Origin of the sequence: Drancourtella massiliensis (assembly GCF_016900655.1) — a bacterium.
GTDB classification, from domain to species: Bacteria; Bacillota; Clostridia; order Lachnospirales; family Lachnospiraceae; genus Sellimonas; species Sellimonas catena.
This window is the reverse complement of record NZ_JACJKH010000022.1, coordinates 47,409-60,674: the sequence shown is the minus strand read 5'-3', so window position 1 is coordinate 60,674 and position 13,266 is coordinate 47,409. Positions and strand designations below refer to the sequence as shown.

12 protein-coding genes and 1 pseudogene are annotated in these 13,266 nt (G+C 31.2%); all 13 read left to right on the top strand.

The genetic code is table 11. The features are described from left to right. Positions 1-7 precede the first annotated feature (7 nt). Entirely contained in the window at positions 8-616 is a 609-nt protein-coding gene (locus H6A32_RS12010) for a sugar transferase (RefSeq protein ID WP_204864450.1), read from the top strand. After that, entirely contained in the window at positions 613-1,494 is an 882-nt protein-coding gene (locus H6A32_RS12005; RefSeq protein WP_204864447.1) for a glycosyltransferase family 2 protein, read from the top strand. The genes H6A32_RS12010 and H6A32_RS12005 overlap by 4 nt, the downstream gene beginning before the upstream one ends. A 7-nt stretch (positions 1,495-1,501) precedes the next feature. Continuing rightward, positions 1,502-2,638, top strand: coding sequence for a polysaccharide pyruvyl transferase family protein (locus tag H6A32_RS12000; RefSeq protein ID WP_204864446.1), 1,137 nt, complete (start codon positions 1,502-1,504; stop codon positions 2,636-2,638). Continuing rightward, on the top strand, positions 2,583-3,815 hold the full coding sequence (locus H6A32_RS11995; RefSeq protein ID WP_204864445.1) for a Coenzyme F420 hydrogenase/dehydrogenase, beta subunit C-terminal domain: 1,233 nt from the start codon (positions 2,583-2,585) through the stop codon (positions 3,813-3,815). The genes H6A32_RS12000 and H6A32_RS11995 overlap by 56 nt, the downstream gene beginning before the upstream one ends. Further along, positions 3,808-4,605, top strand: a complete 798-nt coding sequence (locus tag H6A32_RS11990; protein WP_204864444.1) for a glycosyltransferase — start codon at positions 3,808-3,810, stop codon at positions 4,603-4,605. The genes H6A32_RS11995 and H6A32_RS11990 overlap by 8 nt, the downstream gene beginning before the upstream one ends. A 12-nt stretch (positions 4,606-4,617) precedes the next feature. Then, positions 4,618-5,559 (top strand): glycosyltransferase, encoded by a 942-nt coding sequence (locus tag H6A32_RS11985; RefSeq protein WP_275950823.1) that lies wholly within the window; start codon positions 4,618-4,620, stop codon positions 5,557-5,559. Positions 5,560-5,573: 14 nt separating this feature from the next. Then, entirely contained in the window at positions 5,574-6,743 is a 1,170-nt protein-coding gene (locus H6A32_RS11980; protein WP_204864442.1) for an O-antigen ligase family protein, read from the top strand. Further along, positions 6,740-7,465 carry a glycosyltransferase family 32 protein gene (locus H6A32_RS11975; protein WP_204864441.1) on the top strand — a complete coding sequence of 242 codons (726 nt, stop codon included), beginning with the start codon at positions 6,740-6,742 and terminating at the stop codon, positions 7,463-7,465. The genes H6A32_RS11980 and H6A32_RS11975 overlap by 4 nt, the downstream gene beginning before the upstream one ends. A gap of 4 nt (positions 7,466-7,469) precedes the next feature. Next, a complete protein-coding gene (locus H6A32_RS11970; protein ID WP_204864440.1) occupies positions 7,470-9,698 on the top strand; it encodes a polysaccharide pyruvyl transferase family protein in 2,229 nt (742 codons plus the stop codon). A gap of 17 nt (positions 9,699-9,715) precedes the next feature. Next, positions 9,716-11,074, top strand: coding sequence for a lipopolysaccharide biosynthesis protein (locus H6A32_RS11965; RefSeq protein ID WP_204864439.1), 1,359 nt, complete (start codon positions 9,716-9,718; stop codon positions 11,072-11,074). A gap of 14 nt (positions 11,075-11,088) precedes the next feature. Beyond that, a complete protein-coding gene (wecB, locus tag H6A32_RS11960) occupies positions 11,089-12,183 on the top strand; it encodes a non-hydrolyzing UDP-N-acetylglucosamine 2-epimerase (protein ID WP_204864438.1) in 1,095 nt (364 codons plus the stop codon). 129 nt (positions 12,184-12,312) lie between these two features. Beyond that, on the top strand, positions 12,313-12,861 hold the full coding sequence (locus H6A32_RS16725) for a serine acetyltransferase (RefSeq protein ID WP_204864437.1): 549 nt from the start codon (positions 12,313-12,315) through the stop codon (positions 12,859-12,861). A gap of 186 nt (positions 12,862-13,047) precedes the next feature. Beyond that, positions 13,048-13,251, top strand: a pseudogene (locus H6A32_RS11950) (capsular polysaccharide biosynthesis protein CapF); the annotation flags it as partial. Between the last annotated feature and the right edge of the window lie 15 nt (positions 13,252-13,266).

Here is a 13,266-nt window from a genome sequence, read left to right as displayed (position 1 = left end):
AAACTATCTGAAGAAAAAGCAATATCTGGACATCTATTTATCTTTGATGGCGCTGGTGTTCCTGTCGCCATTCTTTCTTGCGCTGATGATCGCAATCAAACTGGATTCACCAGGACCGGTCTTTTTTAAACAGAAGCGCGTAGGAATTCACAAAAAACATTTTTATATTTTGAAGTTTCGGACCATGCGGACAGATACACCGAAAGATATGCCGACCCATCTTTTAAAAGATCCGGATCAGTATATTACAAAAGTCGGAAAGTTCCTGAGAAAAACATCTCTGGATGAGCTGCCGCAGATCATCAATATTCTGAAAGGTGACATGGCGATTATCGGGCCGAGACCGGCACTCTGGAATCAGTATGATCTGATCGAAGAACGTGACAAGTATGGAGCAAATGATATTCTTCCGGGACTGACCGGATGGGCACAGATCCACGGAAGAGACGAGCTGGAAATTCCGGAGAAAGCAAAACTGGACGGCTATTATGTGGAGAATTTAAGCTTCGGTCTGGATGTGAAATGCTTCTTTGGCACGATCCTGTCTGTGCTGCGGTCAGACGGCGTGGTAGAAGGCGGAACCGGAGAGATGAAGAGGAGAGAGGAAGAAAAATGACTTTAGTTTCTGTAATTATGCCCACATATAAAGGGAAAAAAGAAAATTTAGAACGCTCTATTCAATCAGTGATTTCCCAGACATATCAGTGTTGGGAATTGATAATTATAGATGATAATCAAGAAGAAAAGTATTCAAAATTGGTAAGAAAGGTAATAGAAAAGTTTAATGATCCAAGAATTGTTTATATTAAAAATATTAAGAATCTCGGATCAGCAAAGGCCCGAAATGAAGGAATAAAAAAATCCAAAGGGCAATTTATTACCTTTTTAGACGATGATGATGAATATTTACCATTAAAAATAGAATCTCAGCTTAAACTAATGGAAAAAGAAGGAGGAGATTTTTCGCTTACTGATTTGAATTTATTTAATGATAATGGGAAATTAGTAAGAAAGCGTAGACATTCCTATTTGAAAAATGGGGATAAACCACTAGTATTGCATTTGAAGTATCATTTGACAGGAACAGATACTTTTATGTTCCGGCGTGAATATCTATTTAAAATAGGATTGTTTGATTCAATAGATATTGGAGACGAGTTCTATTTAATGCTAAAAGCAATTCAAAATAAAGGAAAACTTGTATACGAACCAATATGTTGTGTTAAGGCATATGTACATGGAAAAGGAATCGGATTGACGGCTGGTGATAATAAGATTAAAGGGGAAAAACAGCTTTATGCAGTTAAACGTAAGTTTTTTTCTCAGCTTTCTAAAGAGGATATTTCTTATATTAAAATGCGGCATTATCTCGTTTTGCTATCATGTGAATTAAAAAATAGAAAAATAGGAAATAGTCTGTACTATTTTCTAATGGCCTTTTCTAGTAATCCTAAAAATTTCTTAAAATTTTGCATAAATAGGAAGGAGTACTAAAGTTAGAATGAAAAAGATAGGAATTGTTACTCCGTATAAAGGATATAATTTTGGGACTAGTTTACAGGCATATGCTGTAAAGAAGTTTGTGGAAGATTTGGGATATGAACCTTATGTAATAGAAAAAACTAGTAGCTTTAGCAAAGGGAGAGATATTACCTTAAGGAAATGCTTCACTATTTTTAGAAGAGGGCTTATTCGACCAAATGTACTAAAAAAAAGTTTGATTTCTTATGAGAAAAATTTTAGTAGTACATTATCAGAAGAGAGCAAAAAGAAATTTATAGAATTTAATAAGAACCTTTCAGTACATAAACATTCTTATACTGAATTGAAAAAGATAGCAAACAAAGAGGAGTTTGCTTTTTTTATTTGTGGTAGCGATCAAATTTGGAATGCAACAAATCTGTACTTAGATCCTTTGTATTATTTGCGATTTGTACCAGCAGCGAAAAGAGTTGCATTTGCCCCTAGTTTTGGCAAAGAAGAAATCCCCAAATATAATCAAAAGGAGATTAGTAAAAGAATTTCTACTTTTAGAAGGCTGTCTTGTCGAGAAGAAAAGGGAATTGATCTAATTAATGAGATGACACACCGAAAAGCAACCCTGCTTTTGGATCCAACATTATTGGTAAATGAGCAGGTGTGGAAAGATTTCATTTCAGACAAAAAAAAGTCGGATTATATACTACTTTATTTCTTAGATAAGCCGAATCCAATAGCAGAGAAACTAATTCGAAAATTAGAATTGGAAGGACATAGATTTAAAGTATTAAATTACACTTATACAAATTTTCCAAAGTTGAATACAAAGCTTATGCAGGCAGGACCAAAAGAATTTCTTGAAGAGATTGCGAAATGTAGATTTGTTCTGACTGATTCTTTTCATGGAACAGTATTCTCTATTCTATTCCAGAAAGACTTCTATGTATTCAATAGAATGTATGGTGTTGCTGCGAACCAATCTACACGTGTAGAAAATGTATTAAGCAAATTTCAGCTTAATGGGAGGTTAGTGACTTCTGATATTAATGAGTTAGTTTCAATTGAAGAAAATACATTTGTTCAGTCAAAGAAAATACTTCAATATGAGCGGCAAAAGGCAAAAAAATACTTATTATCAGTGGAGAAAAAAGATGAATAATATAGCCGATATTTCTAATTATGATCAATGTACAAGTTGCGGGATGTGCAGTGCGATATGTCCAGTAGAGGCAATTCAAATTAAATTAGACGAAAATGGATTTTATCGTCCAGAAATAAATGAAGAAAAATGTATAGCATGCGGAAAGTGTAAGAAGATATGTTATCGTTTTGATCAAAATATTTCATTAACGGCTAAAAAGAATGTACATGCATATAGTGCTGTTAATAAAGATAAGGAACTAGTAAGAGAATGTTCGTCAGGAGCAATATCCGAGGAAATAATGAAAGCATGTATAAAGCACGGTTATAAAGTGGTTGGAGTAGAGTACGATTATGAAAAGGATATCATAAAGACAACAACTACTTCGGATGTAAATAGTATAACGAAATATAGAGGATCAAAGTATTTTCAAAGTTATACAGTAGAAGCATTTAAGGAGATTACTAAGAACAAAGAGGATAAATATGCAGTTATAGGGACGCCATGCCAAATTTATGCATTACGAAAATGGGCTGAAGAACATAAAAAAGATAATTTACTATTGATTGATTTTTTCTGTCATGGTATTGCACCAGTTTCTTTGTGGAAAAGTTATATAAAAGAATTTCAAAGTCCCTTTTTGAAAGTAGACTTTAGAACTAAAGATTATGGATGGCATAATTTTGCAACACGCTTTATTGATGCGGATAAAAAAGAAATTTTATCAAAAAGAACTAATGATCAGTTTTATGATTTGTTTTTTTCCGAACTATGTTTCAACAATTCGTGTTATAAGTGCAAAGCTCGAAGTACGGTAGAGTATTCTGATTTGAGAATAGGGGATTTTTGGGGAAAAAGATACGCATCTAATATGGAAGGTGTATCAGCAGTTATTGTTAATACAAAAAAGGGATATGAAATTTTCAAAGAAATTTCTCCATACTTAAAAACGAAGAAGGTCGAGTTTGAAGAAATAATTTCAGCACAATCTTATGGTAAACCAAGAGAATATGATGCAAGAAAGCGTGAACAAATACTTGATTATCTTAAAAAAAATAAAATCAAGGAAGCATATAAAGTCTATTATAATGGTCTATCTGTGAAAGTAAAAACATTAAAAAGTGCCAAAAATATGATAAAGAAATGCCCGATTATAATTCAATCAAGAGTGAGAGGAATAATGAAAAGTGTTTAGTGAAAATGATGTGCAGGTTTTAGTTGTAACAACACAGAAAAACGATGGACTGGAACTCTACAGGAGAATGAATCTTCAAACAGATGCAGTAATTTCAAACCAAGGTAATGAAGTGAGTTACAAAGAAAATATACTAAATGGAAAAAAAATTCAATTTGTTTCAAATTCTCATAAAGGAGTTGGAAAAAATAGAAACATGGCATTAGCATATGCGGATAGACAAATATGTATATTAGCTGATGATGATATGCATTACCAAGATAGTTATGCAAAAAAAATAGTAAAATATTTTAACAAAATACCAAAGGCAGATATCATTATTTTCAATATAGAAACTATCGGACATGAAACACGTGCACGTAAGATGATTAGAAAAACACATAGGGTTTACAAATGGAATTGTTTGAAATATGGGGCGGCTAGAATCGCTGTGAGACTTGATAGATTGAAATATGCTAATGTGCATTTTTCAACATTATTTGGTGGAGGAGCAAAATATTCAGCCGGAGAAGATTCACTGTTTCTGATAGAATGTCTCAATAAAGGATTGAAAATATATGCAGTACCAATTTTGATAGCAGATATAAAGCAAGAGGAATCTTCTTGGTTTAACGGCTATGACAAAAAATATTTTTATGATAAGGGAGTACTGTATAAACAGATTAGTAAATATGGTTGTTATGCCTTTTGTGTTCTGGACATAATCAGGCATAGAAAGTTGTATAAATCGAATTTGTCAATGATCCAGATTTATAAAACTATGTTAGAAGGAATGAAAGCACGAATATAGAAAGGGGAAAAAATGTTAATATCTATAGTCGTACCGATGTACAATGTCGAAAAATATATCAGAAGATGCATGGAGAGTCTTATTAATCAAAGTAAACTCGATGATGTTGAAATATTATTGATTAATGATGGGAGCCAGGATTCAAGTAGGGAAATTGCAGAAGATTATACTAGAAAATATCCTATAATCCGTATTATAGATAAAGAAAATGGTGGATTATCTGATGCTAGAAATGTAGGAATCGATGCTGCAAAGGGAAAATACATATTGTTTGTAGATAGCGATGATGCAATAAGGAATAATACATGTGAAATTTTATCAGAAATTTTAATGAAGCATGACTATGACATTATTGCATGTGATTTTGTAAGAATAGAAGAGGGTAGAAAGAAATATTATAAACATAGCTCAAAAGAGAAAATAGCTAAGAATGGAAATGATTTTTTAAAAACAGAATTACAGAATAAAACAATGTTTATGGCATCATGGTCTTATATTTATAAAAAGGAATTCCTGGATAATGAAAAATTAAGATTCAAAAAAGGAATACTGCATGAAGATGAAGAGTTTACTCCTAGAGCATTATTAGCGGCTTCAAGGGTATTACCTCTTCGTTTTTGCTTTTACAACTATTTTATAAATTCCAATACTATTACAACGAAAAAAAATAAGTTGAAAAACGCGGAAGATTTATTTGCATCTCTTAGAGAATTAGAAAAAATTTATTCCGAGTTAGAAGATAATGATCTAAAAAAGTTGTTGAATAATTCTTTGGTAGAAAAGTATCTATATATGTTTTATGAAGCAAGAATTCCTAAGTCTAAAAGGAAGAGATTTGTTGATAAAGGGCTACTATATCATAAAGCAATTGGGACAAAAAATAAAATTAAAGTTGGATTATTTATGATTAGCCCGGATTTGTATTTGATTTTTCATAAATTATTAAAAAAATAGCAAGGAGAAGGTAAATGCGTATCGAGAGTCCGAAAAGTCTATGTCAAAAATGTTTACTTATACTAGGATTGTTTTTATTGATGCGATTTTATGTGATTGAGGAGCTTAGTGGAAACTTCTTCTATACAAATGCTTCAAGAATGGCCTTTTTAGTCGTTTTACTTTTGTATCTGTTTAAGTACAAAAAAATATCAATTCCTATAGTACTAATTTTTTTATACTATCTTATGATTTCCATAAGTACGCTTTTAAATGGGCATAGCCTAAGAACATTGATTATGACTGCATATCCAACTATAGGATTAGCTATGCTAATGGAATATTATACAAAGAAAGATTTTAAGATTCTTATTTCTTCAATAGCATTAATATTTAAAGTTTTACTTACGCTGAATATAATAATCTATCTTGTTGATCCTAGCAGATATGGGGAATATCAGTATTTTCTTGGTGTTGCTAATCAGATGGGAGTTATATATATAGTAGGAATATGCTGCATTTATCTGGATTCTAAAATTAATAAGGCTAAACATTCACACCTGATTTTCAGTTTTTATTTGCTGTTATTTTCATTGGCTAATATTTTCCTTTTTTATTCTTCAAATGCCAAAATGGCCTGGATAATTTGTTTGATCTTATATATCGTGAAAGGATTTAAAAATGTTGTAAAAAAATTTGATTTTTTCTCTATTATTGTAGGATATGCAATTTTCGTATATCTAATTATTTTCCAAAACATACAGGTATATTTTAGAGATTTTATTTACAATTTCTTCGGTAAAAATGTTACTTTTAGCGGAAGAACATATATTTGGGAAAATGTTATTCCGATAATAAAAGAAAATTTATTATTGGGTAATGGAATGACAGAATCAGCCAATATTATTTTTATGAATAAAATAATCAATTCAGCATATTCCATGACGGGATTTTTTAGTTCTCATAATACGTATCTTCAGGAACTATATTATGGCGGGTTTATTTCACTGATTCCGTTAGTTTTGTTTGTGCTTTATATAAGAGGAATTACAAAAGTAAAAGATGAATGTGTTGTATATATATTGATTGCATTGATAGGAATATTATTCGTATATATTTTTGAAGCGGTAGGGTACTTAGGGGTGTTTTTCTTAGGAATGCTACTTTATTGTTATGCTAATTATCAGAAAAGGAGGATGTTATGATACCTAAAATTATTCATTATTGTTGGTTTGGTGGGAACGAAAAACCGCAATTAGCAAAAAGATGTATTGAAAGTTGGAAAAGATATTTACCTGATTATAAAATAGTAGAATGGAATGAAACGAACTTTGACATTTCTTCTAATTCATATTGTGAAGAAGCGTATAAGGCAAAAAAATGGGCTTTTGTAACGGACTACGTTCGATTATATGCACTATTTAATTATGGGGGAATATATATGGATACGGACGTGGAGGTACTAAAGCCACTGGACCCTTTTTTATCAGAAGAAGCGTTTTCAGGATTTGAAACAAAGACATCTGTTCCAACTGGTATAATGGCTAGTGAAAAGAAACAACCTTTTTTTGGAAAATTGCTTTCGGAATATACGGATAAACATTTTTTTAGAGAAGATGGAACAATGGATTTAACAACAAATGTTACACTTATAACTAATGCCTGCATAAAAGCGGGATTAAGTCTAAATGGAAAAAAGCAGACAGTTGAAGGGTTTACATTATACCCAGCAGAATATTTTTGTCCAAAAGATGTAAAGACACACAAATTAAAGATTACAAGTCAAACATATACAATTCATCATTTTGATGGGTCATGGTTGAGTAAAAAAAGTAAATTTAAAAATAGAGTTACAAATTTTTTAGGACCTAATATAACAAATATTTTAGTGAACATAAAGCGATTAGTACATAAAAAAAGGAAGTAAAATAATGAAAAAAGCCGGTATTATGACATGGTTTACTTATGATAATTATGGAAGTTTGTTACAGGCATATGCATTGCAGGAAACTATAAAGACGTTAAATTTGGATGTTGAAATAATTAATTATCAGCCAAAGAGTGCTTATAGAATTAAAGAAAATTACGGATTAAAAGTATTAAAAAAAATTCGAAATAAAACACAGGGGCGAAAATATAAATTACCAAAGAATGATAAATACAACGAGTTCCGAAATAAATATTTAAATATAGGAACAACAGCTTGGACTGATAATGAACTTTATCAGCTAAATGATAGATATGATGTATTTGTTTGTGGAAGTGATCAAATATGGGCACCAACTGTATTTGATAAAAACTATTTTTTAGATTTTGTAGCAGAAGAATATAAAAAAATTGCATATGCGCCAAGTATTGGTCTCCCAGTAATTGAAAATAAATATGTAGAGGCAGAAATGAAGCGTTTAATCTCTAGATTTTCTTATTTGTCTATAAGGGAAAAGGAAGGACAGTCATTAATTCAAAAGATATGTGGGAAAAAGCCTGAGGTCGTACTAGATCCAACTTTACTTATAGATGAACAGGGATGGGAAAAAATAATAGATCACCAGAATAATACAGATTCATCGTATGCTTTGGCTTATTTTTTAGGAGATAATGATAAATATATAACCATATGTAGAAAATTGGCCAATAAATATGGATTGAATTTGGTTCTCTTGCCGACAAAGCCTAAAGATATGCAATATAAAGAAGTGGTAGAAAAATCACAAGGTCCGGAAGACTTTCTAAGACTAATAAAAAATGCAAAATGTGTTTTTACTGATTCATTTCATGGAACAATTTTTTCTATTAATTTTAAAGTTCCATTTGTTACATTTAAGCGATTTAAAGATAATAAATTGTCTCAAAACTCAAGAGTATACAATGCACTAAGAATGTTTGAATTACAGGAAAGATTATATGATCATAATCAAAAGTATTTTGAAAACAATTTATTGGATATTAATTTTAAAAAGAGCAATGAAATTTTAGAACGTGAAAAAAAGAGATCTATTAGATATTTGTCAGAAGCACTTAATGAATCACTAAAACATGAATTAAATAAAAAAGTTACTATTACTTCGAATTGCTGTGGATGTGGAGTGTGTGCAGTAGCGTGTCCACAAAATTGTATTACGGTAGCATTGAATAGAAATGGATTTTATGAGGCCAAAATTGACTATAACCTATGTATATCTTGTAAACAATGCGTTAGAGTATGTGGACAAAATATAAAAAGATTAAGCATACCTCAAGTAGAAAATCAAAAGATATATTCTGGATATTGGTTAAATAGAGAAAAATTAAAAAATGTAAGTTCAGGAGGATTTTGCACTTTTATTTCTGAAAAAGCTTTGGAAAAACAAATACCTGTTGTTGGAGTACACTATAGTTATATAAATAATCGTGCTGAGCATATTTTAATTACTAATGATAAAGAATTATGGAATGCAGCGGGATCAAAGTATTTACAAAGTTATTCTTTGGAAGGTTTTAAATATTTATCAGAATTAGAAAAAGGAATTATTATTGGTACGCCTTGTCAGATAGCATCTGTGGATCGTTACTTAATACAAAAGAAAAAAAGGGAAAATTTTCTTTTGATAGATATTATTTGCCACGGAGTCCCTTCATATCTTGTATGGAAAAAATATTTGAATGGAGAAACAATAAATTCTCTTAAGTTTAGAGATAAGCGTAACGGTTGGAGAAGTAAAACAATGTCATATCACTATGATAGCATGGAATATTGTGAGACTGAAGAAAAAGATCTCTTTTTTCATTTTTTCAATGTAGGAAAAACATATAATTCATGTTGTTATGAATGTAGCTTTAGAGATCAAGGATGTTCAGATATTCGAGTAGCCGATTATTGGGGGCCAAGATTTTTAAATAATAAGGAAGGAAGAAGTATGATTATTCCTATGTCTCAAAAGGGCAATATAATTATCAACGATCTTTTGAGATCAGAAGAATTTCATGTTGAAGAGGGGGATATTCAGGACTGTTTGAAATATCAACAAATGAAAAATTTAAGGCGTCCTTTAAATTATAATGAGATTTTCGAAATGTTACGAGGACAAGACTCATTGAGAGCTTTAGATAAAAAAATTAACTGCAAACAGCTTGCGAAAGTAAAAATTTACAGAATATTAAATAGAATGAGGAAAAGATAATGAATAGGAATAAAAGAATGATTAAAACAACAATGATCTATTTCATTGGAAATTTTGGATCAAAATTATTATCCTTTTTCTTACTGCCGCTCTACACTAGTGTTTTGGAACCAGAACGTTTTGGTAGTGTGGATTTGATTTTAAGTGTGGTTCCTTTAATTGGTCCTGTTTTTACTTTGCAAACTACAGAAAGTATATTTCGGTTTCTGTTTAATTGTAAAAATGAACAAGAAAGAAAGAAGGCTACCACAAGTGCTTTTTTCATATATTTAGTAGGAATTGGGGCTTTCTTGATATGTTTTATCCCATATGCCATAGTGACTGATTTTGCATATACAACAATTTTTTGTATGTATTTTATTGCGCTATATCTAGGGATTTTCAATCAACAAGTGTTGAGAGGAATACAAAAAAATGTGCAATATGCAATAACGGGCGTATTATCAACTTTTGTACAAGCTATTGTAAATATTGCACTCATTCATAGTTTAAAAGAAACTTCATTATTAATTGCTCCTCTTGTAGCTTCTATAGTCATATCAGTTTATGGTATTTGGCAAACAAAACTGTGGGAATACATCGATTTTAAATGTTTAACCAAAAATGAAATAAAGAAACAGTTAAAATATAGTCTTCCGTTAGTACCTAATCAAATTTGTTGGTGGTTTAATGGTATTGTTGGGAAATATATTGTTAATCATTTTGTCGGCATTTCGGCAAATGGAATTATTGCATTAGCAACGAGATTCCCAAATCTTGTTTCAGTGGTAATGCAAATTTATTTCCTAGCCTGGACAGAAAATTCTATTTATGAAATAGACAGTGAAGATAAAGATGAATATTTTTCTGAAAACTTCAATGGACTGCTTTTGTTTCTTATAGTGGGAATTTCCGGATTAATTTTAATTGTTAGATTATATATGGAGTTTATGGTGTCAGATCAATATGAAGAAGCAAATAGAATTATACCATTATTATTTATATCAATGCTTTTAAATGCAGCGGCAACATTTTTGGGAACAGTTTATACTGCATCGATGAAAACGAAAGATGCATTTTCAACAACAATTTATGCTGCAATAGCTAATATTGTTTCTTCTTTTATTTTAATTCCGATTATAGGAATATATGGATATCCACTAGCAAACATTATTTCATATGGTATTTTTTTGCTTGTCAGATTAAAATCCGTAAAAAAATTTGTTAATATTACCATATATTTTTCTAGAATAGTTTTGCCTTTAATTTTGCTAAGTTGTTCAATGATAGCCTACTATTGTTTTAAAACATCAGGTATTATAATTTTATTGATAATAGAAGCAGTAATAGTTATGTATTTCGGAAAAAAATATTTATTTATTTTAATAAAAAAATAAAGAAGGGTTAAAAAATGAAAAGAATAATGTTAGTATTTGGCACTCGGCCTGAGGCTATTAAGATGTGCCCATTAGTAAACGAGCTAAAGAAAAGAAAAACATTGAAAACGATAGTATGTGTAACAGGTCAGCATAGACAAATGTTAGATCAGGTTTTAAAAATATTTTCGGTTGAACCAGACTATGATTTATCAATTATGAAAGAACGGCAGACATTGTTTGATGTAACAACCAATATACTCAATAAAATAAAAGAAGTTTTAGAAGAAGCCAAGCCAGATGTGGTTCTTGTTCATGGAGATACCTCCACAACATTTGCAACCGCATTGGCTTGTTTTTATTTGCAGATTCCCGTTGGACATGTAGAAGCTGGATTAAGAACATATAATATTTATTCTCCATATCCGGAAGAATTTAATCGTCAGGCAGTTGGCATTCTTGCTACTTATAATTTCGCTCCAACTGAGATTTCAAAAAAGAATCTTTTAAAAGAGGGGAAAAATAAGGAAAGTATTTATGTGACTGGTAATACTGCTATTGATGCTTTGAAGACTACTGTTCGAAAAGATTATACTCATCCTGAATTAGAGTGGGCGAAAGATAGTCGATTGATTATGATTACAGCACATCGAAGAGAAAATCTTGGGAAACCTATGCAACATATGTTTCGTGCGATTAGACGGGTTTGCGATGAGCATCCGGATGTAAAGGCAATTTATCCGATTCATATGAATCCGGTAGTTAGAGAAACAGCTGATCAGATTTTAGGTGGAGATGACAGGATACATATTATTGAACCATTGGATGTTGTGGATTTTCACAATTTTTTATCAAGAAGCTATTTGATACTGACAGATTCAGGTGGAATACAAGAAGAGGCGCCTTCATTGGGAAAGCCGGTGCTTGTTATGAGAGATACAACTGAACGACCAGAAGGCATTGCCGCAGGTACATTAAAACTTGTTGGTACGGATGAAGAAATAATTTATAATAATTTTAAATTACTACTAGATGATGAAAACGAATATCAAAGAATGAGCCAGGCGGTGAATCCGTATGGGGATGGTTTTGCATGCAAGAGGATAGCTGATATATTAGAGAGAAAATAGATATGCACTTCTCGGTTAACTAACTCTCGCCTGTATGAAAGATACAAAAAGTTATTTAATAGCGAAGTAAATGGTGCAATTTAGTGTGAATTTATAGAAATCCTACAATAATAGGAGATATATTTAACAATGATAAAAAATAAAGAAGATTTAAAACAATATTTAAAAATGGATAAAAGTGCTCTGGGAAAAGAATATAAACGACCACATTTCTTTGGAGATGATATTTGGAAATTTGAAATAATTTTGCGAAAACATGAATATTATGTTAATACAAATTCAAATTTTTTTTTACGAAAACTGTATAGTTTTTTGCATAAAAAGTACGGATTAAAATTAGGGTTTTCCATACCATGTAATGTTGTGGGAGCAGGATTGCGAATTAATCATTTTGGATTAATAGTTATCAATGAAAACGCCAAAATCGGGGAGTGGTGTGATATTCATCAGGGTGTTAATATCGGGCAGAATATTGAGAAAAATTCGGTTCCTATGATTGGCGATAATGTGTGGATAGGACCTGGAGTTAAAATATTTGGTAAAATTGAAATTGGCAACAATACAATGATAGGTGCAAATACTGTAGTATGCAAATCATTTCCAGAAGGAAATTGTAGGATAGCAGGAAATCCTGCTCGTATTATTTCTAATGAGCCTAACTATTATGTTAGAAAATAGTAATTAAAGATTAGATGTTCAAATTTTGATAAATGGTTGCATTATATGACGGTTTGGGTTGCAAGTATAGACCTGAAAGCAATAGAGAGCGTCAGGATAATAGAGAATTATTATTATCGAGATATCTGATCACAGCGGTGAAAAAAGATTCTGATGTAATTAGCATGGATGTAGATACAGTGAAGCAAGATCGGTGAAGATGAAAATGGAAATCCGTATCCGGTTGTCAATTATGAAGTAAACGGCGATGATATTACGGTAGTGGATATGATTCCAGGGTATACCCACAATATCATCAACCTGTCAGAAACAGAGAATCTGGTGACGGTTATGTGGGCAAATGAGCCGTTTGATCCGGAGCATCCGGACACCTTTGGCGAGACGGTATAATAAAATCATTATCAC